At 65.3% G+C, this 23,817-nt stretch carries 16 protein-coding genes; 8 read left to right on the forward strand and 8 right to left on the reverse strand.

Annotation, left to right across the window (positions count from 1 at the left end; translation table 11 throughout):
- Positions 1-2 precede the first annotated feature (2 nt).
- On the reverse strand, positions 3-2,807 hold the full coding sequence (locus B5X73_RS12315) for a TonB-dependent receptor (RefSeq protein ID WP_254857285.1): 2,805 nt from the start codon (positions 2,805-2,807) through the stop codon (positions 3-5).
- A gap of 633 nt (positions 2,808-3,440) precedes the next feature.
- Between B5X73_RS12315 and B5X73_RS12325 the strand changes: the two genes are divergently transcribed.
- A complete protein-coding gene (locus B5X73_RS12325; RefSeq protein ID WP_079521924.1) occupies positions 3,441-6,386 on the forward strand; it encodes a TonB-dependent receptor in 2,946 nt (981 codons plus the stop codon).
- Positions 6,387-6,429: 43 nt separating this feature from the next.
- Here the strand turns inward: B5X73_RS12325 and B5X73_RS12330 are convergent, their stop codons facing one another.
- The 3 genes from B5X73_RS12330 to argS all read right to left on the reverse strand — a co-directional run bounded on the left by B5X73_RS12330 (position 6,430) and on the right by argS (position 9,727).
- Positions 6,430-7,047, reverse strand: coding sequence for an OmpW/AlkL family protein (locus B5X73_RS12330; RefSeq protein WP_254857286.1), 618 nt, complete (start codon positions 7,045-7,047; stop codon positions 6,430-6,432).
- 49 nt (positions 7,048-7,096) lie between these two features.
- Entirely contained in the window at positions 7,097-7,873 is a 777-nt protein-coding gene (locus B5X73_RS12335) for a cyclic nucleotide-binding domain-containing protein (protein WP_079521926.1), read from the reverse strand.
- A gap of 93 nt (positions 7,874-7,966) precedes the next feature.
- Positions 7,967-9,727, reverse strand: a complete 1,761-nt coding sequence (argS, locus tag B5X73_RS12340) for an arginine--tRNA ligase (RefSeq protein WP_176167830.1) — start codon at positions 9,725-9,727, stop codon at positions 7,967-7,969.
- Between the two features lie 190 nt (positions 9,728-9,917).
- Between argS and B5X73_RS12345 the strand changes: the two genes are divergently transcribed.
- Positions 9,918-11,216 carry an NAD(P)/FAD-dependent oxidoreductase gene (locus tag B5X73_RS12345; protein WP_079521927.1) on the forward strand — a complete coding sequence of 433 codons (1,299 nt, stop codon included), beginning with the start codon at positions 9,918-9,920 and terminating at the stop codon, positions 11,214-11,216.
- Between the two features lie 107 nt (positions 11,217-11,323).
- Here B5X73_RS12345 and B5X73_RS12350 read toward each other — a convergent pair whose 3' ends face one another.
- The 3 genes from B5X73_RS12350 to B5X73_RS12360 all read right to left on the reverse strand — a co-directional run bounded on the left by B5X73_RS12350 (position 11,324) and on the right by B5X73_RS12360 (position 15,253).
- Positions 11,324-12,184: an aldo/keto reductase gene (locus B5X73_RS12350; protein ID WP_043693829.1), complete on the reverse strand. Its 861-nt coding sequence runs from the start codon at positions 12,182-12,184 to the stop codon at positions 11,324-11,326.
- A gap of 82 nt (positions 12,185-12,266) precedes the next feature.
- The gene (locus B5X73_RS12355) at positions 12,267-14,588 is read right to left on the reverse strand and encodes an ATP-binding protein (RefSeq protein WP_079521928.1); all 2,322 of its coding nucleotides are present in this window, start codon (positions 14,586-14,588) and stop codon (positions 12,267-12,269) included.
- Positions 14,588-15,253, reverse strand: coding sequence for a response regulator transcription factor (locus B5X73_RS12360; protein ID WP_036113486.1), 666 nt, complete (start codon positions 15,251-15,253; stop codon positions 14,588-14,590). The genes B5X73_RS12355 and B5X73_RS12360 overlap by 1 nt, the downstream gene beginning before the upstream one ends.
- A gap of 358 nt (positions 15,254-15,611) precedes the next feature.
- Here B5X73_RS12360 and tviB point away from each other — a divergent pair, with 358 nt between their 5' ends.
- The 5 genes from tviB (at position 15,612) to B5X73_RS12385 (ending at position 21,916) form a co-directional block, all read left to right on the forward strand.
- The gene (gene tviB / locus B5X73_RS12365) at positions 15,612-16,880 is read left to right on the forward strand and encodes a Vi polysaccharide biosynthesis UDP-N-acetylglucosamine C-6 dehydrogenase TviB (protein WP_254857292.1); all 1,269 of its coding nucleotides are present in this window, start codon (positions 15,612-15,614) and stop codon (positions 16,878-16,880) included.
- A gap of 16 nt (positions 16,881-16,896) precedes the next feature.
- Positions 16,897-17,907, forward strand: a complete 1,011-nt coding sequence (locus tag B5X73_RS12370; protein WP_079521931.1) for an NAD-dependent epimerase — start codon at positions 16,897-16,899, stop codon at positions 17,905-17,907.
- 51 nt (positions 17,908-17,958) lie between these two features.
- Positions 17,959-19,632: a GMC oxidoreductase gene (locus tag B5X73_RS12375; protein WP_079521932.1), complete on the forward strand. Its 1,674-nt coding sequence runs from the start codon at positions 17,959-17,961 to the stop codon at positions 19,630-19,632.
- A 4-nt stretch (positions 19,633-19,636) separates the two neighbouring features.
- Positions 19,637-20,389: a 4'-phosphopantetheinyl transferase family protein gene (locus B5X73_RS12380; protein WP_079521933.1), complete on the forward strand. Its 753-nt coding sequence runs from the start codon at positions 19,637-19,639 to the stop codon at positions 20,387-20,389.
- A 126-nt stretch (positions 20,390-20,515) separates the two neighbouring features.
- The gene (locus B5X73_RS12385) at positions 20,516-21,916 is read left to right on the forward strand and encodes a TIGR03013 family XrtA/PEP-CTERM system glycosyltransferase (RefSeq protein WP_079521934.1); all 1,401 of its coding nucleotides are present in this window, start codon (positions 20,516-20,518) and stop codon (positions 21,914-21,916) included.
- Here B5X73_RS12385 and B5X73_RS12390 read toward each other — a convergent pair.
- A complete protein-coding gene (locus B5X73_RS12390; RefSeq protein ID WP_079521935.1) occupies positions 21,913-22,602 on the reverse strand; it encodes a J domain-containing protein in 690 nt (229 codons plus the stop codon). The genes B5X73_RS12385 and B5X73_RS12390 overlap by 4 nt on opposite strands.
- A gap of 80 nt (positions 22,603-22,682) precedes the next feature.
- Between B5X73_RS12390 and B5X73_RS12395 the strand changes: the two genes are divergently transcribed.
- Positions 22,683-23,408, forward strand: coding sequence for a hypothetical protein (locus B5X73_RS12395; RefSeq protein ID WP_079521936.1), 726 nt, complete (start codon positions 22,683-22,685; stop codon positions 23,406-23,408).
- Positions 23,409-23,817: the final 409 nt, after the last annotated feature.

The following is a 23,817-nucleotide window of genomic DNA, read 5'->3' on the forward strand; positions in this document are numbered from 1 at the left end:
GCTCAGAACGAGTACTTCACGGTCAACAGGGTGGTCATGCCCGCATCCACGATATCGGAGTTGGCCAGACTGTTCCTGCCGATGTGCGACCAGTAGGAGTACTGCTTGGTCAGGTTGCTGATCTGCAAATCGAATTGCAGGCCGTTATTCATAAGGTAACCCGCATGCAGGTCGACGCGGCGGATCGGACGGATCCACAGGTCGTCCCACGGATTGCCCTGATTGAGGAAGTCGTAGGTCGACAGGTAGGAGCCCGTGTAGTGGTAGCTGAGGTTCAACGAGAAACCGGCCTTCTCGTAGAACAGCTCGGCGTTGGCCATACGCTGTGGAGCCGACTGCAGCCTTTCGTTCTCGAAGCCGTCGCGGCCCAGGTCGACCTTCGAATTCTGCCGCGTGGCGTTGACGCTGAAGCCCAGGCCGTCGAAGGGCTCAGGCAGATTCTGAAACTTCTGCCTGTACGTGGCTTCGAGACCGTAGACATGCCCGTCCCCGCCGTTGGTCGGCGTCTTGGTGAGGACGGTACCCACACCGGACGTGTTCGGATTGGCCTGGCCGCCGCCGCTGTCGTAGATGTAGTTGCGCAGCTTCTTGTAGTAGCTGGCCAGGGACACGTAACCGCCGCTCTGCGTCGTCCACTCGGCGCCCAGGTCCACGTTGGTGGCCTTGATCGGGCTCAGGTTCGGGTTGCCGCTGGTGATCGTCGTCACGCCATCGGACACACTGATCTGCGAACCGCCGCCCAGCTGCACGAAGGCCGGTCGCGTGTAGCTCTGCCAGATCGCTCCGCGATAGACGATGTTGCCGTCCGGGCGGAAATTGATGAACAGGCTACCGAGCGGCTCGTTGTAGATGGTCCGGTTATTGGAGAAGTAGCCCGGCGCCTCGTTGCCGTCGGCATCGGTCGGCGTCGTCCAGAATGTGTTGTGGATGGAGGTGTGCTCGAAGCGCACACCGGGAATGATCTCCCACGGACCGCTCTGGAACGTGGCCATGCCGTACGCGGCACTGACCGCTTCCGTGCCGCGCATGGTGTCGCAGTTGTAGTTGTTGAAGTCCAGCTGGCCGCAGGTATCCAGATCCGACGGCTGGACGTGGGCGGCGATGAGAGCCGCGACCGCGGCACGACTGACTTCCGGCGTCCGCCAGTCGAATTTGCCGGGGAAAATCTGGTTGTAATAGCCCTTGAAGATGCCGAGGTCGTCGAGTGTCGTCGTTCCGTCGTTGATGCCGCCGGTCGACCAGTCGCGGTTGGTGAACTCACGCGAGCTGTCGCTGTACTTCACGCCGAACTTGACCGACTGCAGCACGCCGCTGTCGAAGTCGTAGCGCAGATCGAGTTTGGCGCCGCCGCGCTTCTGGCCGGAGCGGATGTCGGTGACTTCGCCATAATCGTTGGCGTACATGTTCTGCACATTGTTGACGGAGTTCTGCAGACCCGGCGTCAGCACGGGGTACGGGAAGCCGTTGCCGCCGTAGCTCAGCAGCGAACTGCGGTTATACGCGAAGTTGTCCTGCGAATACTTGTCCTCGCGCCCGTCGATCTCGACGTGCTCGGGTCGGTCGTTGCGGCCGATGCTCCAGAAGACGTTGGGCGAAATCGTCCATCCGCCGGCGGTCTTGTCCGCACCGAACTGGATCGTGGCCAGGTCTGCCCGCTCCGGGTTGGTCTCGAACCAGAAGCGATTGGCGATGCGCCCGATGTTCGGCGTGTACACCCCCGGCGTGGAGGTCGGTACGTACGTCACGTCCTGGGGCAGAAGCTGGTTATACGTGGTGTTCTGCTCGGTCAGCGCATACGCGTAAGTCATTCGCGCATAGGCTTTGAGCGTCGGATCCACGTTCCAGTCGAACGAGATATTGCCGCCGTAGCGGCGCTCGAACCCCGACGCGATGCCGACATTGCTGCCGAGGCTGGTCAGGTTGTGAGCGGGGTCGTACCCGGGCGCGCTGTCGCCTTCCGCGGTCGCGTGAAGAAATGCCCAGGAACCGTCGTTGGACGCACTTTCCGCCGCACCGATCTCGCTGTTGGCGATGTTGCGGTAGTCGTAATAGCCGCTTACGTAAATGCCGAACTGTTTCTCGGCACCGAACTTGCCTTGCAGTTCCCCGGCCAGACCGCTGCCGAGGCCGCTGCCGCCGTAGTCGCGCGCACGGCTTTCCACGCGTCCGCTGGCGGTGACGCTGCCGCTGAAATCCTTCTTGAAGTCGAACGCGCTCGGCGTGCGAAAGTCGATCGTCCCGCCGATCGCGTCGCCGTCCATGTCGGCGGTCGAGGTCTTGTTGAGTACGATGGTCTGCAAGCCCGACGGTGGCAGCAGGCTCAGCTGGACGCTGCGGCTATATGGCATGCCCTGGGCCACGTTGCTGCCGTTCACCAGGTTGACGTTGTACTCGGACGGCAGGCCGCGCACCGAGGTGAACATGCCCTCGCCGCGCGCCGCGCCGTCGATGCCGCCGAAGTAGCCGGAGCCCGTGGTCGTTACGTTGACACCCGACATCAGGCCCAGCGCCTCCGCCACGTTGTGCACGGCGGTGTGCTGCAGGTCGGCCGCCGACAGCACGTCCACCGTGTTGATGGAATCCATGCGCATGTTTGTGGCGTCGTAGCGGTTGGCCACCACGCTGAGCGCCTTCATCTGCACGGCCTTGTCCGGCTTGGCGGCTGGGTCCTTCGTATCCGTAGCCGCCTTGACCGGCGGCGGCGTTGACGACGCTGGCGCAGCGTCCTGCGCAAACGCCACATTGGCCAGTACCGCACACACGGCCACGACCAGACACTTCTTGTTGAAAACCTTATCGATACCCACGATCCACCCCCACCCCGAAAGTGCTCTGAAAAAGGCTGACCAGCGGGTTCGTCGCGCGGTCCGGACATGGAGGCTCGTGCACGCTCGCGTCAGCGGGCATGCGTCGACATCACGACGGACGGGTGAACGTGCCGATCAGTTTGGTCGGACGATCAGAGGGAGATTCGCGGGGGCGAGTAGCCGGCGACACACTTGCCGCGGGAACGCAGGGCGCTGAGTTTGTTTCGCGCAAGGATCGGAAGGCCATCGGCCCTCACATGCACGAACGGACGACCTGCGAAGGCGCAGCTGGCGTTCTGATTGGAATCGGGGCGACGCATCGTAGCGGTCTGTCCGTCATTCATCGCGAGCTGCGTGCCGGCATACCCCAAGGATGCCGGAGGAATACGCGGTATGACGTTCGTTGAACGCACCGCGTGGAGCAACATATAGCGCACTGTAAAAAGGGCGTCAACGGCCAAAAATGCATAGACGTCCGCCTATTGCAACGCACCACGAGACTTTGCGCCCGTATGAACCAGGCCGCAGGATTCTGCTGCGACGCACGATGACACCGACGCAAGGGGCGCGCATTCTCGCGCGGCGGCGTGAACAGGGGTGCGCCGCTCACTCAACGTAATCGCAGGGATCTCGATGAATCGTCGACAGACGCAGGGCCGTGCCGTGCCCGCCACCCCACGCCGGCCATTGGCCGTCGCATGCGCCGCCGCGCTCTCGCTGCTGTGCGGCGGCATCGCCACCGCCCAGGAGCAAACGCCCACGGCGCAGGATACGGCGAAGCCAGCCGTGAAGGCCGCCACGAAGCCGGCAGCCACGCCAGCTACCGCCGCGCAGGCTCCGCAGAGCGACAAGGAAAAGCGCGCCGCCAATCCGGATGCCGCGAGCAACCTCGACGCGGTGGTCGTCACGGGTATTCAGGGCAGCATCCAGAGCGCACTCAAGGCCAAGCTCAATTCGGACAACATCATCGAAGCGATCTCTGCCGAGGACATCGGCAAGCTTCCCGACAGCAGCATCGCCGAGAGTCTGGCGCGCCTGTCCGGCCTTGCGACGCAGCGTGTCGATGGGCGCGCGAACCAGATCTCCATTCGCGGCCTGTCGCCCGACTTCGCCGGCACCACGCTGAACGGCCGCGAGCAAGCGACGATCGGCGAAAACCGTGGTGTCGATTTCGACCAGTATCCGTCCGAACTGATCAGCGGCGCCGCCGTCTACAAGACACCGGATGCGAGCCTCATCGGCCAGGGCCTCTCCGGCACCGTCGATCTGCACACGATCAAGCCGCTGGATCTGCCGAAGCGGACGTTCGCCGCCAACGTGCGCGGGGAGACCAATTCCAACGGCAGCCTCAACCACGGCTCCGGCGTGGGCGATGCGGGTCATCGCGTCAGCTTCTCGTATATCGACCAGTACTTCGACCACACGCTCGGACTGGCGGTCGGCTTCGCGCAGCTGGATTCGCCCGTACAGGAAAAGCAGTATCAGGCGTGGTGGTGGAGTCTCAACAATGGATCGCAGGGCGCGGAGAACAACTGGGGCGCGCCGCATACACCAGGCTTGCCGGACAACGTGCTTTCTCAGGAAGGCGCGCAGTTGCGTGCAAAATCGGAGAACCAGCTGCGTAACGGCCTGATGACCGTGCTCGAGTGGGCTCCGGACGACCACTATCACTCCACGCTCGATCTGTACTACTCGACGTTCAATCAGAAGACGTACCTCAATGGTGCGCAGTGGTCGAGCAGCCCTTACGACAACGTCTCGTATTCGAACGTGGGCGTGGTCCCCGCACTGCCCTATCCGATCGTTACTACCGGCCACATCGACGGCCTCAAGTCGATCCTGCAGAACGACTACACGAAAGAACACGACAAGCTCTTCTCCGCGGGCTGGAACAACCAGTACGACTTCGGCAACGGCTGGGCCCTCACGGCCGATCTGTCTTATTCCAGCGCGAAGAAGGACCTGCACGACGCCTACCTGTTCGCCGGCCTTCCGGATCAGGCGACATCGTCGACCGATTTCGCTACGCCGATCCACGAGCACTTTCCGGATTTTCGTCCCGGGGTGAATTTCGCCGATCCCTCGGCGATGTTCTTCACCGATCCCAACAACTACGGCTATGACGGCCGCGAAGAGTTCGACAAGCAGAAGGACACGATCAAGGCGTTCCGCCTCGAGGTGAGCCATCCCGTGGGCTGGATCTTCAGCGACGTCAACATCGGCGTGAACTACTCCGACCGCAAGAAGACCAAGCAGGCCGACGTGTACTTTGCCTGGCTCAACGGTAACGGATCGACGTCGGCCGATTACCTCCCCGGTTTCGCGGCTCCCATCGATCCGTCCGCGCTCAGCGGCATCACCGATCTGAGCTATGGCGGCTTTCCCGGCGTCGTCAACTACGACGTATTGCAGGCCCTCAACAGCCAGTACTACAAGACCCAGCGCAACGGTCAATCGGACTGGAGTCGCAACTATTCGGTCGAAGAGAAAGTCCCTGTCGCCTACGTCAAGTTCAATATCGACACGCATCTGGGCGACATTCCGCTGCGCGGCAACGTCGGCGTGCAGGGTGTGAAGACCGATCAGTCGTCGGAAGCCCTCCAGACCAACGGCAACACGCTGGTCGGCCGCATCTCCGATGGCGCGAAATACAGCAAGATCCTGCCCAGCCTGAACCTTGCCGCCGAGATCGCCGACAAGCAGTTCCTGCGTTTCGGCCTGGCCAAGACCATGGCGCGCGGACGCATCGACGACGAAAAGGTCGCCACCTCGGCGGGCGTTGCGGAAGTCCTCGACGGTCCGGGCGCGGGTCAGGTGCTCTGGTCCGGCAGCGGCGGCAACCCGAAGCTCAAGCCGTATATCGCCGTGGGTGCGGATCTGTCATGGGAAAAATACTTCGGCACGGCGAGCTACGTCGCCGCCGCGGTGTTCAACAAGAATCTGCTGAATTACATCTACAACCAGACCACGCTGGATTACGACTTCTCGCGTTACGTCAACGACAACCCGACACTCACGCCGACCAGCACCATCGGCTCGTTCACACGCCCGGAAAATGGTACCGGCGGCAAGATGCAGGGCCTGGAACTGTCCGGGTCGCTGGAAGGCGGTCTCGTCACCCCGGCCCTCGACGGCTTCGGCGTGCAGGCCAATTTCTCGCTGACCAACAGCACCCTGCCGGTCAGCGCCGTGTCGAGCATCCCGGGCAGCCCGTCGACCCTGCCCGGTTTGTCCCGCAAAGTCGCCAACCTCGCCCTGTACTACGAGAAGTACGGCTGGTCGGTACGCGTGGCGGAACGTTACCGCTCGTCCTTCACCGGTGAGGCCGTCGCCCTGTTCGACCAGCTGGGATACACCCAGGTGCTGGCGGACAAGCAGACTGACCTGCAGCTCGGCTACGCCTTCGACCATGGCACATGGAACGGGCTGTCGATTCTTCTTCAGGTCAACAACCTGACCGATTCGCCGATGAAGACGCAGCAGATCGCCGCGTTGCCGAACAACGTGAAGGTCGCACGCCCGCTGGAGTTCGATACGTACGGGCGCACGGTGATGTTCGGGCTCAACTATAAGCTCTGATGGGGAGTATCCGGGCGGCGAGGCAGCCATCCGGATCTTGTCGTCAGAAGTGATACCCAAAGCTGAAGCCATACACCCACGGGTCGATATGCGCGGTACCCACCGAGGCCCCGCCGACCTTCACCTTTGAATCGATGTCCATGTAACGGGCGTCGACCGTGAGCGTCCAGCGCGGGTCGAGCGTGATATCCACGCCACCGTGCCAGGCGATGCCCCAGCTGCTGTCGAGGTCGACGTTGGCGCCCTGCAAGGCGCCGCGACCCTTCGTGTCGAAGAAGCGCGTGTAGTTCACGCCGACGCCGACAAAGGGCGACACCGGGCGACCAGCGAGGAAGTGATAATTCACGCCGACGGTCGGCGGCAGCTGCTTCACGGTGGCGGCGCGCTGCCCGTTGAGGCGGACGCTGTGCTGGAACGGCACGGCTGCGAGCACGTCGACGCTCCATTCGGGCGTGAACAGGTATTCGAGGCTCAGCGTCGGACGCGTGCTGCTGCCGACGCTGGCCTTCATGCCCGCGAGGTGACCATTGTCGGAGCGCGGGTCGACGACATGCGCTCCGATGTGCAGGATCCAGGGATTGTCGACGGACTGGGCGATCGTACCGGTGACGGGAGCCATGCACAGCAGGCCGGCGATGGCGACGTTCTTCAGGTTACGCACGGAAAACTCCTTCATTCTGTCCCGACCGCAACCGGTCGGCAGACAAAGGTTAGGAATTCATTGCCGCGCGTTTCCTGATCGCGGTCAGTTTTTCCTGCGATCGCAACGGCGCCGCGGAAACCATCGCCGACAGCATCGCGCGGTCGAGGATGCGCAGCGTGCGACCACTGGCCTGCAGCATCCCCGTCTCCTCCATGCGCCCCAACGCACGACTCACGGTTTCCACGGCAAGACCAAGGTAATTGGCGATGTCCGCACGTGACATCGACAGCCGGAGCCAATCGCCCTGCCGCGACAACCTGCCCTGTTTTTCGACCAGGCCGTGCACGAACAAGGCGACGCGTTCGACGGCCGACTGCCGTCCCATGGCCACGAGATGATCCTGATCGGCCGCGACCTCGCCGCTGAGCACACGTAGCATGCGCCGGTGCAACGACGGCACTTCGGTCAGGGCCGCTTCCATCCGGGCGAACGGTACCTCGCACAGCGTGCTGCGCTCCAGCGCGATCGCCTCGGTCCGGTACGCCTCGTCGAGCAGCCCGTCCACGCCGAGAATATCGCCCGGCGACCCGAAGCCGATGACCTGATGCACGCCTTCGGCGTCGGCGATCGTGCTGCGCGTCGCGCCCGATCGGAGGACGTAAAGCGACTGGAACGCCTCGCCCTGACGAAACAGCGGCTCGCCCCTGACCAGCGTGCGGCGGTCCCGGGTCATGCGGTCGACGCGCGCGAGCGCCTCGCCCTCGATACCGGCAGGCAGGCAGACGTCGTGCAGCCCACAGGCCACGCAGCCGTGGCGCGTGGCGACGTCGTGCAACTCGGTCATCTCAGTTACCCCGATGCGATAGGTCGAACGGACGGTAACAGGCGCGCGCGCGTGGGGAGGCCGGATGCGCGGTGCCTGCGACGATAGGTCCTCCTACATCCGCAGCGGCACGTCGATACCCAGCAGGTCGAGGCAGCGGGTGAGCACGCGTTCGGTCAGCGCGCAGAGCGCCAGCCGGGCAGCACGCACGGCGGGATCCGGCTCCGACCGCACCGGACACTCGCCGTAGAAGCGGCTGAAGTGCTGGGCGAGCGTATACGCATAGGCCGCTAGTACGCCGGGCTGGCAGAGCCGCACGGCTTCCGACACCGTGTCACCGAACGACAGGCAATGCAGCGCGAGGTCGCGCTCCACGGGCGCCGACGCCTGCGCGGGTCCCACGACCTCACCGGCGGCCCTGGCGAGCAGCGACCGCAGGCGCACGCAGGCGTATTGCAGGTATGGACCCGTACGCCCCTCGAACGCGACCATGCGCGCGGGGTCGAAGACATACCCTGAGAGACGATCCCCCGACAGATCGGCGAACTTCACGGCGGCGACGCCCACCTGGCGCGTGAGCGCCTCGCGTTGCGCACCGTCCAGGTCCATGCCGTAGCCGGAACAGGAAAGGCGCTCCGCGGCGCGGGCGACGGCGTCGTCCAGCAGATCGGCCAACCGCGCCACGCCGCCCGAGCGCGTTTTGAAGGGTTTACCGTCAGGCCCGTTCACCGTGCCGAAACCGGCGTGCACCAGTTCGACATCGTGCGCGATGCCCGCCTTGCGTGCCGCGCGAAAGACCTGCTCGAAATGCAGTGCCTGCCGTTGATCGACGACGTATACGACACGCGCCAACCCGGGCACCGACGCACGAGCCTCGAGCGTTGCCAGATCGGTCGTCGCATAAAGGGCGGCGCCGTCGCTCTTTGCCAGCAGCAACGGCGGCACCGGCGAGCTGTCCGTGGGTTCGGCGACTTCAATGACTACGGCGCCCTCACTTGCTGTCGCGACACCGCACGACCGCAGCCGGGCGACCAGCGGCGCGATCGCATCCCGCACGTCGCTCTCGCCATCCAGAGCGTCGAAGCGCACGCCCAGCCGCTCGAAGTCGGCTGCCTGAGAGCTCAGGCTAAGCGCACGCAACGAACGCCATAACGCCGTGAGTCCCGGGTCGCCCGCCTGCAAGGCCGCCGTATCCGCGCGGGCTTCAGCCATCCGGCCAGGGTCCTCCCGGCACGCCGCGGCGGCTTCGGGATAGAGCCGTTCGAGTTCACGGAGCGTGACCGGCGCGGTCGCGGGAAACGGCGCCACCGCCTCGGAATCGAAGAACGCCAGGGTCGGGTCCGTGCGGCGTATCGCCGCGCTCAACATGCCCATCTGCAAGCCCCAGTCACCGAGATGCGCATCCGCATGCGTCGACCAGCCCAGTGCCGCATGAATCCGCCGCAGGCTCTCGCCAAGCACGAGGGAGCGCAAATGCCCGACGTGCAGCGGTTTCGCGACGTTGGGACCACCGAAGTCGAGCACGACGCGTCGCGCACGGCCTTCATCCGGGATACCCAGACGGTCATCCGCGGCCATGGCGTCAAGACCCTGCGCGATGAACGCGGCGGATAGCCGCAGGTTGATGAAACCCGGACCGGCAACGCTAACCTCGGCAAAAGCCGGTTCCTGGCGCAGGTACACGGCGATATCTTCCGCGATGGCGCGCCCCGTCCGGCCGACGAGCGCCGCGGCAGCAAGCGCGCCGTTGCACTGGAAATCGCCGAGGTCCGGGCGTGCGGCGGGCACCGCCCTGGCGAGAGCCACAGGCAGGTCGAGCGACAGGAAGGCAGCGGTAAGCAGGACGTCGATCCGCGACGCCGGGGACAGGCACATGGGTTTCTCCAGGGACGATGAAAGGCGGCGCATGGCGCGCCGTCGGCTCAGCTCAGTGCGAGCTGGGCGATTCGTCGTCGGAGAAGGATGCGCGGGGACATGCGCTTTGTTTACACGACACGGTGGGTCTTCGCAAGCCGCGAACGATACGCTGGGTATGCTCGTTTCAGACTGATACGGAGACTTCGCAATGAACTCAACCAAGCGGCCCGGCGCACATCGCGTCGTGATCGTCGGCGGCGGTGCCGCCGGCATCGAACTGGCCACCCGGCTGGGCAAGAGCCAGGCCTTCGATGTCGCGCTCGTCGACCGCGATTCCAGCCATTTCTGGAAGCCGCGGCTGCACGAGCTTGCCGCCGGCCTGCTGGGCGACGGCGAAGAAGCGGTGCCTTTTCTTGCGCACGCGCAGGCGCACGGTTATCGCTTCGAACCGGGGGCCCTGCTGGGCCTGAACGCCGCGGAAAAAACGATCGACCTCGAGGCGGTGCACCTGCCCAACACGGACGAGCTGATCCTGCCACCGCGGAGCCTGACGTACGACACCCTGGTGCTGGCGTTCGGCAGCCGCGTGAACGACTTCGGCACGCCTGGCGTGCTCGAGAACTGCGACATGCTCGACAGCCCGGCCCAGGCCATCGCGTTACGCCGCAAGATCCTGGCCCTCGCGCTGCGTAGCGCGGGCGACCCGGACAAGCGCATCCGCGTCGGCATCGTCGGCGCGGGCGCCACCGGTGTCGAGCTCGCGGCCGAGCTGCACCACGCCTTCAACGACATGCATCGCTATGGCGGACTGGATTCCGCCGCGAAACTCGACGTCACCCTGATGGATATGGCGCCACGCGTGCTGCCCGCCGTGGATCCGGACACGTCGGCTTCCGCGCAGCAGATCCTGGAGCGTATGAAGGTCAACCTGCGCCTTGGCGTCGGCGTCAACGCCGTCGAGTCGGACGCTTTCCACCTGTCCGATGGCAGCGTCATTCCCTGCGACATCAAGGTCTGGGCCGCGGGCGTCACCGGGCATGACATGGTCAAGGGCCTCGGCCATTTCGAGCTGTCGCGCGACCGGCGCATCGTCGTCGATGAGCACCTCGCGGCGAAGGGCGTCGAGGGTATCTACGCTCTCGGCGACTGCGCGTTCACCGCCACACCCGACGGAGGCAGCGTGCCGCCGACGGCACAGGCCGCGCATCAGCAGGCGACGTATCTGTCGGACGCGCTGATCAAGGTGTCGCGAGGCGAAACGCCCGCAGCGTTCGTCTTCCATTCGAAGGGGACGCTCGTCTCCCTCGGCGTACGCCAGGCGACCGGCGAATTGCCGTCGGGCCGCCATAAGTCGGTGATCCCGATGCGCGGCTGGCTGGCGAAGCTGGTGTACGTGTCACTGCAGCAGAGGCATCGCGCGACGCTGCACGGCTGGCCCCGTGCGACGGCACTGTGGCTGGCGGACTGGCTGCGGAACACGACGCTGCCTCCGGTGAAGTTGCACTGAGGCCAGCGGGCTTCGCTGGCGGAGCCGACTTCCACCTGGGCCGGGCGGCCTGGGTGGAAGCCAGTCCTGCTGGCGGTGGCCGGATCCCTCAACTCACCCGAAGCACGTCACTTCACCGCGTGCTCCAGCGCCTCGAAGTCTTCCTGCGACAGCTCGATGCTCGCACCCTTGACGTTCTCCTCGAGGTGGCCCGGATCGCCGGTACCCGGGATCGGCAGCATCACCTTCGAACGCTTCAGCAGCCACGCGATAGCCACCTGGCCGTCCGTCGCGCCGAGCTTCTTCGCGATCTTCGACAGCAGCGAGCCCTCTTTCGCCAGCTCACCCGCCGCCAGCGGGTACCACGGAATGAAACCGATGCCGTTTTTCTCGGCGTAGTCGAGCACCGCTTCGCTCTGGCGGTTACCGAGGTTGTAGAGGTTCTGCACCGTCGCGACCTTGAAGAATTTCGAGGCGGCTTCGATTTCCTCGACGTTGACCTCGGACAGGCCGACGTGGCGGATCAGCCCTTCGTTCTGCATGTCCCTGATCACGCCGAACTGCTCATCGCGCGGCACTTTCGCATCGATGCGATGCAGCTGCCAGAGGTCGATGCGTTCGACGCCGAGACGGCGCAGGCTCATCAGAACGCACTGGCGCAGATATTCCGGACGGCCCAGCGGGGGCCAGACGTTGGGACCGTGACGCGTAAGGCCGCCCTTGGTCGCGATAACGAGGCCTTTGTACGGGTGCAGGACCTCGCGAATCAGATCCTCGCTGACGTAGGGGCCGTAGCTGTCCGCCGTGTCGATGAGGTTGACCCCGAGTTCGGGAAGCTTCGCCAGCGTGGCCCGCGCCTTGGCGGGATCCGCCGGGTCGCCCCAGATGCCCTTGCCGGTGATACGCATGGCGCCGAAACCGAGGCGATTGACCTCGAGATCACCGCCGATGCTGAACGTGCCGCTTGCTGCTGCGTTGGGGGTTGTCATCGTATGACTCCATGAGTGGAACGAGGAAAGTCACAGACACACATTGGTACGCGATGAGACGTTTAAAGGGCGTGGTGGCGGCTCAGTCACCGTCGAGGTGCCGCGCGATGGCTTCCATGAAGGGCTCGGCATCGGCAAGGCCCCCACCCGCCCCCAGCGATTCTTCCAGCCCCTCGGCGATGCCCGCGATCGCCACCATGCCGCAGACCAGCGCGGCCCCTTTCACGCGATGGACGTGATGCAGCGCTCGGGCGAAGTCGCCCCGCTCGAGCGCATCGCAGGTCAGCGCAAGATCGTGCCGGGTCTCGTCACGAAAGGCGGCCTGCATGGCGGGCGTGGGGGAAACCGCCTGCTCCGCCATGGGCGAGACGGGACCGGCCAGCGCCGACTTCAGCGCATCCAGCGAAAGCGGCTTTCCCAGCACGATGTCGATGCCGCTCTCCGCGCAGCGGCGTACATGGTCGCTGCCCTGATTGGCCGAAATGGCGATAAAACGGGTGGGAGTGACGCGAGCCTCGGCCTCTCGCGCGCGTAATTCGGAAGCGATGTCGTAACCCTGCATGTCGGGCAACTCGCAGTCCAGGAGAACGCCCACGAAGCGCCCGGGCACGAAACGGTCGATAGCCGCCTGGCCATGATCCACGGCTTCGGTGGCGTAACCGAGGAACTTGAGCTGGGCAACGATGATCTGCCGGTTGGCCGGGTGATCCTCGACCAGCAGCACGATGCCGCCCGGTTCGCCGCATATCGACGTTTCGGCGGCTGGCGACGGTGGTGACGAGGTCGTGCGGGGCACCAGACTCGTCGGCAAGGTGACGCGGACGGCCGTACCCACGCCCGCTTCGCTGTTGAATTCGAGGGTGCCACCCAGGTTGGTCGCGATATCCCTGCAGATCGCCAGGCCGAGGCCACTGCCGCCAAGACGGACGTCGAGACGCCCACGCACCTGGGCGAACGGCTTGAACAGCTGACGCTGCCGGTTCGCGGGGACACCGATACCCGTGTCGAACACCTCGATCAGCAGGCGACGCACCCCGTCTTCGTTTTCACCGGCACCCTGCCAGAGAGCGATTCCCACGTGGCCGCGCTCGGTGAACTTCACCGCGTTGGCGAACAGGTTTTCCAGAAGCTGCCTGACCCGGACTTCGTCGACCAGCAGCCACGGCAAGGGCCCCATCGGCAGATCCAGACGCACCGCGAGGCTCTTGGCCTCGATCGCCAGCCGCTGTGCCTCGATCGCGTCACGCGCGATCGCCTGCACGTCGCAGGGCACCGGGTCCGGGGTGAAACCCTCAACTTCCGAGCGCGTGTAATCGAGGGCGCTCTTCAGAAGGTTCTGCAGGTTCCGGCTGCTGACCTGTGCGATCGCCATGAGGTCACGCTGGGGCCCATCCTGAGGTTCGCGTGCCATGAGGTCGATCGACGACGTGACCGCGTTCACCGCGTTGCGCACTTCATGACTCATCACCGCGAGCAGCATGGTCTTCTGCTGCTCGCCGCGACGGGACGCCAGCTGCGCACGGCGCATCTGCCAGAGCGCGAAGACCAGCGCGGCTATCAGTGCGACACCCAGACCCAGCTCGCCGCGAAACGCCGAGAGCACCTGCGACACGGTGGGCTGACGCAGATACGCCGTCTCGAGCCACCGCTCGATCACCGCCATGTTGTCCGCCGAGGACAGCCCGCGCATGCTCTGCTCCAGAATGGCGAGCAGCTCGGGCTCGTCGCGCTGGACGGCGACGCGGACCGACACCGCCATCTCCGGCACCGTCCCCGCCACGCGAAGGCTCATGGCGTAATCGCGGCGCACGATCGGGTAATAGGCCACGTCCACACCGATCGCCGCATCGGCCACGCCGCTCTCGACGGCGGCCAGCACCTGATGGATATCGGCCAGGGGAAGCCGGGTGATGGAGGGATGCTCGCGCTCGAGCCACGCCTCGTACTGGCCTCCGCCCTTGAAGGCCACCGTGCGCCCCTGCAGATGCCAGAGGTCCATTTCGGCGGGTCCAACCGTCCGCGTTACGATCAGCGTACGACCGACATAGAAAGGCGACGACAGCAGCGCCGAGCTGCCCAGATCGGCGGTGAGCATGCGATCGGCGGTGGACGGCAGCACATCGACCCGATGCGCCCTGAATGCGGCGACCGACTCCGCCCAGGAGCGCGTGCGTACCGGCTCGAAGCGCATGCCCGCCTTACGCGCCGCAAGCGCGAGGTACTCCGTCACCAGGGGGTTCGCTTTGCCGGCACCGATCTCGGCGCCCTGCTGAGGATCCAGGGCGATGCGCAGCACGGGGTGCGCTTTCACCCAGCGCGCGCGCGCCTCCTCGTCCGGCACGTCCTGGGCGACCGCCACCGCTGCGACCATGCAGCCAACCAGCATCCATGCGAAACGGCGCATCACGGCGGCTGGTTCGCCAGCGCGCGGATGTGTTCCTTCAGGCTGTGAAACTCACTGTCCGAGCGGACGCCGAGTTTCTGGTACGCCGCCGACTTCTGTGCGCTGATCGTCTTCATGCTACGGCCGAACTTCACCGCGATCTGCGTCACGCCCAGTCCGTCGAGCAGGCAGCGGACCACCTCCCACTCGCGCAGCGACAGCTGCTTCCCCGTCTTGCTGCCCGCGGCGCCCTCGCCCGGTATGCCGACACGCTGCGGCGGCCGGTAGACGCCACCCGTCATCACCACGTCGATCGCGTGGATGATCTCCGAGGGATCCTGGCTTTTCGCCACGAAGCCATCCGCGCCGGCCTGAAGCAGGTTGCGCACGATCAGGCCTTCGTCATGCGCCGAGACGATGAGAATTTTCATGCGCGGGTACGCCTTGCGCAGCAGCCGGATCAGCGCGACACCATCGAGATCGTCGAAAGCCAGCGAATAGTCGAGCAGCACGACGTCCGCAGGCGTCTCGGCCAGCAAGGCACGGAAAGGCCGGCTGCTCGAAAAGCTGCCGAGAATCACGATGGAGGGGGACGTCTCCAGTTGCGCGACCAGCCCTTTGAGGACGAGCGCATGGTCGTCCAGTAAGGCCACGCGCACCGAGCCCAGATAGCTTCGCGCGGACATGAGTGGACCAGATGGGGAGAGGCTTGTAGTCATACGCCCACCGATACGTAGTGGGACCGACGGCAAGATATCGCGGCGACCGAGCCTTGTAAACGCTTGCTTCACACGTCAATCGATGTCGCGCTAGCCCTACGTTCAGGCATGGTGCCATCGGCCATTCGTCCACCCACGTAAGCCATACAGGCAAGGCGAAGGCGCGTTGCTAACCTTATCTGGCCTCGTTCCGCGGGGTTTCCGGGCCATCAGGGGAAAGACGCGTATGGACATCGTTAGCCGCAGTCAGGCCGGTAGCGCCGTACACGAGGCGTCGGCCGAAGCTCGCCCCTATTCCGACGCGGAGACCGCGCCACCACGCGCGCTGGCTACCGCCCGCATCGGCGTGGTCGGCCTCGGCTACGTCGGTCTCCCGCTGGCAGTCGAATTCGGCAAGCAATACGCAACCCTCGGTTTCGACATCCATTCCCGCCGCATCGATGAACTGCGCGCCGGTTGCGACGTCACGCTGGAAGTCGACGCGGGCGAACTGGCGGCCTCGAAGCGCCTGCGCTTCTCGGACGCGCTGGATGAACTGGCCGATTGCGACATCTACATCGTGACCGTCCCGACGCCGATCGACGACGCGCGTCGCCCCGACCTCGCACCACTGCGCCGTGCCAGCGAAACATTGGGCAAAGTTCTCAAGCGCGGCGACATCGTTGTCTACGAGTCCACGGTGTATCCCGGCTGCACGGAGGAGATCTGCGTTCCCATTCTCGCCGCCGTGTCGGGCCTCGTCTTCAACAAGGACTTCTTCGTCGGATACAGCCCGGAACGTATCAACCCGGGTGACAAGACACACCGAGTGACCAGTATTCTCAAAGTCACGTCGGGTTCGACGCCGGAAACCGCGGATACCGTCGACGCGCTGTACCGCTCGGTCATCACCGCCGGTACGCACCGCGCGAGTTCGCTCAAGGTCGCCGAAGCCGCCAAGGTCATCGAAAACACCCAGCGCGATCTGAATATCGCCCTGGTCAACGACCTGGCCATCCTGTTCAACAAACTGGGTATCGACACGCTCGAAGTCCTCGAAGCGGCCGGTACCAAGTGGAATTTTCTGCCGTTTCGCCCCGGCCTGGTCGGTGGGCACTGCATCAGCGTCGATCCGTATTACCTGACCCACAAGGCGCAACAGGTAGGCCACCACCCCGATGTGATCCTGGCAGGTCGCCGCACCAACGACGGCATGGGTCCGTATATCGCCAGCGAGCTGGTCCGTCTGATGGTCCGCAAGGGCATCAACCCCGTGCAGGCGCGCGTGCTGATCCTGGGCCTCGCCTTCAAGGAAAACTGCCCCGACCTGCGCAACACACGCGTGGTCGACATCGTAGGCGCACTGGATAGCTACGGCGTGCACGTCGACGTACACGATCCCTGGGTGCGGGCCAGCGAAGCGCGGCACGAATACGGAATCACCCCGGTCGACGTACCTGAGGCGGGCAGCTACGACGCCGTCCTGGTCGCGGTCGGCCACAAGGAATTCATCGCATGGGGCGCGGAAGGCATCCGCGCGTTCGGCAAGCCGGCCTCCGTCGTCTACGACGTCAAGTACGTACTGCCGCGGGACGCGGTGGACGGGCGCCTGTGACCGCGAGACGGCATCCATGAGAGTCCTCGTCACCGGCACCGCGGGCTTCATCGGCTCCCACCTCGCCTTACGGCTCCTCGCGCGGGGCGACGAGGTGATCGGGCTGGACAACCTGTCGGACTACTACGACGTGGGGCTGAAGCAGGCACGTCTGCGACGCTTCGCGGACGACCCGGGCTACACCCATATCCACGCCGATCTCGCCGACCGCGACGCGGTGGAAGATGTCTTCGCCACCTACCGCCCGCAACGCGTCGTCAACCTTGCGGCACAGGCAGGCGTACGTTACGCCGCCACCAATCCGCACGTGTACATGTCCAGCAATGTCACCGGCTTTCTGCATGTACTGGAGGGCTGCCGCCATCACGACGTGGAACATCTCGTGTTCGCGTCGACCAGTTCGGTCTATGGCGCCGACACGCGGATGCCGTTTTCCGAGCATCAGCCGACCGAGCACCCGCTGACCCTGTATGCCGCGTCGAAGAAAGCCAATGAGCAGATGGCGCACAGCTACGCGCATCTCTATGGCCTGCCCTGCACGGGCCTGCGCTTTTTCACGGTGTACGGCCCCTGGGGCCGACCCGACATGGCGCTGTTCCTGTTCACCAAGGCCATCCTGGCGGGCGAGCCGATCCGGGTGTTCAATCACGGGCACCACAAGCGCAGCTTCACCTACGTGGACGACATCGTCGAGGGGATCCTGCGCACACTCGATCAGCTGCCCGGCAGGAACGAACAGTGGTCGGGCGATCGCCCCGACCCGGGCAGCAGCGGCGTCGCGCCCTACCGCATCTACAACATCGGCAACGAGAAGCCGGTGGAGCTGCTGCAGTACATCCACACGTTGGAAGAGTGTCTCGACCGAAAGGCACGCATGGAGATGTTGCCCTTGCAGGCCGGCGACGTACCCGACACCGAAGCCAATGTCTCGGCGCTGGTGCAGGCCACGGGGTACGCGCCGCGGGTGGATGTCCGCTCCGGCGTCAGACATTTCGTCGACTGGTACCGCGCGTATTACCGGGCCTAGCGCGGCGACGAAGACTTTCCAACGCGACGCGACATTCCTGGGAGATGCGCCGTGCTCATCGATTACCTCGACCCGTCGGCACCTGCCGATCTTCAGGCGGACCTGTGCGTCATTGGCGCGGGACCGGCCGGTATCGCCATCGCGCAGTCCTTCATCGGGTCGTCGATCACCGTCTGCCTCGTCGAGGGCGGCGGCCTGATGGGTGAGGATCGCAGCCAGGACCTCTACAACGGCCGCTCGGCCGGCGACATGCCTTTCGATGCCGGCACCTCGCGCATGCGCGTGTTCGGCGGCAGCTGCACCCTGTGGGGTGGCGGCTGCATACCGCTCGGCGACGACGACATGGCCCCGCGCGACTGGGTGCCCGGGAGTGGGTGGCCGCTGCGCTACGCCGAGCTGACACCCTGGTACGAGAAGGCGCGAGCCTTCTGTCACATCGACGCGTCGTACCGTTTCGGCCAGGGATCGTTCGAGGGGCCGGTGGCACGCAAGCCGCTCGACCTCGATCCCGACGTGATGACCAACTACATCTTCGCGCGGAGTCCGATCCTGTTCGGGGAAGCCTACCGCGAGCCGCTCGGCCAGGCGGCCAACATCACCGTTCTGCTGCATGCCAACGTGATGGAGCTGCGTTCCAACGACACGGCGAGCCACGTGACCGAGGCGCGCATCGGCTCGCTCGACGGCCGCCGTGGCCGTATCCGTGCGCGGCGTTACGTCCTTGCCGCTGGCGGCATCGAGAATGCGCGCATCCTGCTGCTCTCGGACAGCGTGGCGACCCGCGGCCTGGGCAACGACCGCGATCTGGTCGGACGGTATTTCATGGATCATCCCAGCGGCACGCTCGGCAGCATCCGCTCCGACACGCCCGACCGGCTCACGCGGCCCTACGAGCGCACCATCGGCAAGGCACGGGCACCGGTGTCTCCCGAGATCGGCTTGTCGATGGCGGCCCAGAAACGTCACGAAACCCTGAACGGCCGCGTGCACCCCTTCGCGGTGGAAGGCGAGGTACCGCGCGGTATTCGCGCCCTGCGCGATCTTCGCGCCGCCTTACGTGGTCCCGTACGCGACGAAGGCTCGCTGCTCCAGGCCCGTCTAAACGCCGCGCTGCAGAACGGGCCCGGTGGCGCGGTCGCCGTCTCACCGCGGAACCTCGCGCTGAGCACGATGCGCCTCGGCCTGCATATCGGCGACATCGTCCGGGCGGTCGCCCAGAAGGCGAACGACCGCCCCACCGTCCACAGCGACCGCGTCGCCCTGGTCGGCTTCTTCGAGCAGGCGCCCAACCGCGACAGCCGGATCACCCTGGATACGAGCCGCGACGCGCTCGGATTGCGACGGGTGAGCGTGGACTGGCGACTCACCGACCTGGACCGACACACGTATCGCACGCTCACCGTGCTGACCGGCGACCGGCTGGCCCATGCCTGCGACGGCCGGTTCGAACCGGCCGCGTGGGCGATCGATCCCGCTCTGCCACCGGATGTACATGGCACGGCGCACCACATGGGTACCACACGCATGGCGAACGATCCGGCTCAGGGTGTCGTCGACCCGAACGGCAAGGTGTTCGGCGTCGGCAATCTCCATGTCGCGGGGAGCTCGGTCTTCCCCACCGGCGGCTGGGCGTTTCCGACCTTCACGCTGATCGCGCTGAGTCTGCGTCTTGCCGGTCAGTTGCGGACCTTGCTGCAAGCCTGCGAAACGGGCGGACTCGGATAGCCGGATGACCGCACTGGCCCACGCGTCCCCAAGGGACACCCTCTCCGGTCGGGTCGTAGCGCGCCTTGCCGACATTGGCTTCGATGCGCCGCGCGCCGACCAGGCCTGTGTCCTCGTGTTCGACGCCCTCGCTCTCCGCGACGAGGTGTGCGATGCCAACGCCCTGCTCGACCGGAGCGAACGGGCGCGGGCACTTCGCTTCCACTACCCCCGCGACCGCGACGTCTACGTTCTTGCGCATGCCGTGTGGCGTATCGTGCTCGGCGAGTGCCTGCGCCTGGCGCCATCGGACGTGCCGCTGGCACGCACCGCCGATGGGCAGCCCCGCCTGCCCGGAACCGCGTTGTCGACCAGCCTCAGCCATAGCGGCGATGTGGTGGCGCTGGCGGTCTCGCCGGCGGCGACGATCGGCGTCGACATCGAGACGTACCCTCCGCGCGTGGATCTGGACACGCTGATGCCGGTGTTCTGTACCCGAGCGGAAATCGCACAACTTTCGGTGCTCGACGATGTCGCGAGGCGCTGGGCACAGATGGAACTATGGACGCGGAAAGAAGCGCTGCTGAAAGCCTTCGGTGTCGGACTGCTTACCGATCCCGCCACGACACCGGCGCCCGCGACGCATCTTCTGCTCCCGCCCCCGGAGGCGGCGCACTACCCGCCCTGCATCACGCGCAACCTCGAGGGCTGCGATCGCTGGGTCGCGGCCCTTGCCGCTCCGTCGGCAATCCGGGACATTCGTCTGCACACGCTGTAACGATGACGTTACACACGGCCATACGGCCTAGCCGCGTCACGACCGGAAGTGCAATCGACACTCCCGGCGCACATGCCTAGCCTTCCGTCATCGGCACGTCGACACGCGGCGTGCAAGGGGAACACGATGATTCGTTTGCTTCGACAGCCGATCGTACGCTGGCTCACCCTGATGGGTGGATGCGAGCTGCTCCTGCTTGCCGCGTCGCTCAACGTCGCCACGTACATCCGCTTCGCACCGTCACCGGACGACCTCGAAGCATCGATGCAGATGCTTACCGCACGCGCGGTGATGTTCGCGCTGGTCATCTTCCTCGGCATGGCGGCACTCGGCGAATACCGGTCCACGTTGCGCATGAGCTGGCGAGGTCAGCTGGCGCGACATGCCATCGCCTTCGCACTGGGCGGCCTGGTGCTTGTGGTCGGTTATTACGTGGTACCGCAGGCGTACGTGGGCCGCGGCGTGCTCGGCATGGCGCTGGCGATGGGCTTTATCGCCACGGCCGCGTTTCGTGCGCTTTTCATGCGTCTGGTCGAGCTGGAAGCCCTGAAACGGCGTGTGATCGTGCTGGGCGCCGGACAACGCGCGGCGCAGATCCATAATCGCATGCGCCGCCGCTCGGATCGTCGAGGCTTCTGCCTGCTCGGATATGTGCAAGGGCCCAACGAAAACGTCCTGGTGCCCGCCGAACTGCTGCTCGACACGCGTGAGTCACTGGCAGGCTATGCGCGCCGTGTGAAGCTTGACGAAATCGTCGTCGGCGTGGACGACCGGCGTGGCAGCCTGCCCATGGACGACCTGCTGGCCTGCCGCCAGCTCGGCGTGCAGATCACCGATCTCACCACGTTTGTCGAGCGCGAAGCCGGTCGCGTGCAGCTGACCATGCTCGATCCGTCCTGGCTGGTGTTTTCAGGCGGCTTCAACGCGTCGCCTTTCGCGCTCTTCGTGAAACGCGCGTTCGACATCGGTGCATCGCTGACGATCGCCCTGCTCTGCTGGCCGATCATGCTGGCGGTGGTCGCAGCCATCCGCATCGAGTCCGGTCGCGGGCAGCCGATCCTCTATCGCCAGGAGCGGGTCGGCGAGCGCGGTCGTGCTTTCTGGCTGTACAAGTTCCGCAGCATGCGCACCGATGCGGAGATGGACGGCGTGGCACGCTGGGCGAAGAGCAACGACGATCGCGTGACGCGCGTGGGCCGCATCTGCCGCAAGCTTCGTTTCGACGAGCTGCCGCAGCTGTGGAACGTGATCCGTGGCGACATGAGCATCGTGGGCCCGCGACCCGAGCGCCCGCAGTTCGTCTCGGACCTGGAAACCAAGATTCGCTATTACAGCTTGCGGCACAGTATCAAACCGGGCCTGGCGGGCTGGGCGCAGCTCAGCTATCCCTACGGAGCTTCCGAAGAAGATGCTGCCGAGAAGCTGAAATACGACCTGTTCTACGTGAAGAACCACAACCTCTTCCTCGACATGGTGATCCTGATCGAGACGGTGGAGGTGGTGCTGTTCGGCCGTGGTGCGCGTTAGTGACGCGGGCGCGGGCTCTCGCTGTGCAGACCGCGAAGTGGCGAGCTGTACCAGTCACTGACCGCGTGGTTGTCGAAGCGGACCCAGGAGGGTCCGTATTCCCAGCGACCGTCCGCGCGTTGCGTGGGTTCGCCCTCGAGTGCGATGACTTCGTCTTCGCTCATGCCCAGCGACAACGGTCCGCTGACCGCGAAGGCGGAGTTCGCCGCCGGTACGCCGGCCGTTCGAACGATGGCCGCTTCCGTGCTGTCTTCTGCGTCGGGTTCGCTGGCAGCGGGCATCAGCGACCAGGCAAGCACCGCGACGCCGATCGCGCCGATCGCGAGCCACCACCATGCGCCCAGCGGTCGCCGTGGCAACGACTCCGTATCGGCGATCACCGTGGTGGCCGGCGTACCGTCCTCGATCGCGGCAGCGGGTTCCGGTGTCGCGACGGCTACGCCTGGCAGCGGTGCGCCCCCCGGCAGACGGCCATGTCGCCGGTGGAATTCCATGGCCGCGCCATACTGCCTGGTAAGCCTTTGCAGGCGACGTGCCGCCAGCACGTCGGCATGCCCGTCGGCACGGCGGTCCGGATGCCACTGTGCGACATGGCGCCGGTAGGCTTGCTTGAACTCGGGCAGCGAGCACCCAGGCTCCAGCCGGAGCCGTGTGTAGAGATCCAGAAAATCGGTTTCGTCCGCCACCGTCGAGCTCCCTTCGCTCCGCAGCCAAGAGCGTGGCGCAGCAACCATGGCGTGACAAGTACAACTTATGGAGAATACGCATGCGCCTGCCCCATCGCGTCGCCTTCCCCGCGACGCTGCTGCTCGTCCTGAGCAGCGGCGCCGTCACCGCCGCCGACATGCCGCCCACGTTAGGCGCGCACGTTTTCCTCGGCCAGGGCGAAGGTCTCGGGGTTACCCCCGCGACCACGGCGCCGGTCGACACGCAGGTCAGTGGAAGCGTGTTCATCGCGTTCAACGCGGGGTATGCCAGCAACGATGCCACGCCGCGCGATACCTACGGAAACCGTTGGAAGCCCCTGGGCCGGGCGCAGACCTACGCGAACTACGGTGACCGGTTCACGGTACAGGGCTATGTCGTCACCGACGGCAAAGGCGGCGCGTCGCATTCGGTATCGATCGACAAACGCGGCGAACCCCGCGGCGAACTCTCCCTGCCCTTCGTCGAAGTACGTCACGGCACACGCGTGGCTGCCGTCGCACGTTCCTACGCCGATGGCGCCTTGCAGGTAGCCAGCGACACCGTAACGGTGAACGGACCCGCCACATTCCTGGCGTTCTGGTGGGGCGACGGTGGCGTCAAGCGCATGACCGTGAGTCCGGGCGACGGCTTCCAGCTGATCGATGCCTTCGTCACGTTGCCCGACGAGAGCGGTGTGCAGGGAGCGGTGGCATGGCGACAGGTGGAGGCCGCGGGCACCTACCGCGTGCACTGGACCGTGGCACCGGTTCAGGGCGCGGCGTTGTGGCTGATCGCCATCCAGTGACGGCGTTTTACCGTCCGGATCCGGACAGTGAAAAACGGCAAGTCGGATGCAACCTCGCTACCCCGCTGAAGTGCCCCGGCGCGGTGTCCGCGAAGACGGCAAGACTTGCGCCGAGGTGTCCGGAACCGGACGTTCGCCCCTACAACCAAAGACCTATTTTTATAACCAGAACAAAGAGATAGCCTGAACTCTCGATACCACTGAACCGCTGCTAGTGACATGTGACATTGGACGTGCACGAAGCACGTCCGCGCAAGCCGGAAGGATGGCGACGATGTGCAGGGATGCGCAGGGCGCGGGGCATCACGAAGAGGCGACGGACGCCGGGTGGCTCGTCAGCGGTTTAGCGGTATCGAACTGGGGAACCGCAATACTTCCACGGCATGTCGTCAACGCGACATGCCGTGGT

Origin of the sequence: Luteibacter sp. 22Crub2.1 (genome assembly GCF_900167995.1) — a bacterium.
Lineage (GTDB): Bacteria > Pseudomonadota > Gammaproteobacteria > Xanthomonadales > Rhodanobacteraceae > Luteibacter > Luteibacter mycovicinus.

What these genes read in the sequence shown, in the direction of transcription:
- B5X73_RS12325 (WP_079521924.1), top strand. Translation starts at nt 3,441, where the DNA reads ATGAATCGTCGACAGACGCAGGGCCGTGCCGTGCCCGCCACCCCACGC.
- B5X73_RS12335 (WP_079521926.1), bottom strand. Translation starts at nt 7,873, where the DNA reads ATGACCGAGTTGCACGACGTCGCCACGCGCCACGGCTGCGTGGCCTGT.
- argS (WP_176167830.1), bottom strand. Translation starts at nt 9,727, where the DNA reads ATGTGCCTGTCCCCGGCGTCGCGGATCGACGTCCTGCTTACCGCTGCC.
- B5X73_RS12345 (WP_079521927.1), top strand. Translation starts at nt 9,918, where the DNA reads ATGAACTCAACCAAGCGGCCCGGCGCACATCGCGTCGTGATCGTCGGC.
- B5X73_RS12350 (WP_043693829.1), bottom strand. Translation starts at nt 12,184, where the DNA reads ATGACAACCCCCAACGCAGCAGCAAGCGGCACGTTCAGCATCGGCGGT.
- B5X73_RS12355 (WP_079521928.1), bottom strand. Translation starts at nt 14,588, where the DNA reads ATGCGCCGTTTCGCATGGATGCTGGTTGGCTGCATGGTCGCAGCGGTG.
- B5X73_RS12360 (WP_036113486.1), bottom strand. Translation starts at nt 15,253, where the DNA reads ATGTCCGCGCGAAGCTATCTGGGCTCGGTGCGCGTGGCCTTACTGGAC.
- B5X73_RS12370 (WP_079521931.1), top strand. Translation starts at nt 16,897, where the DNA reads ATGAGAGTCCTCGTCACCGGCACCGCGGGCTTCATCGGCTCCCACCTC.
- B5X73_RS12380 (WP_079521933.1), top strand. Translation starts at nt 19,637, where the DNA reads ATGACCGCACTGGCCCACGCGTCCCCAAGGGACACCCTCTCCGGTCGG.
- B5X73_RS12385 (WP_079521934.1), top strand. Translation starts at nt 20,516, where the DNA reads ATGATTCGTTTGCTTCGACAGCCGATCGTACGCTGGCTCACCCTGATG.
- B5X73_RS12395 (WP_079521936.1), top strand. Translation starts at nt 22,683, where the DNA reads ATGCGCCTGCCCCATCGCGTCGCCTTCCCCGCGACGCTGCTGCTCGTC.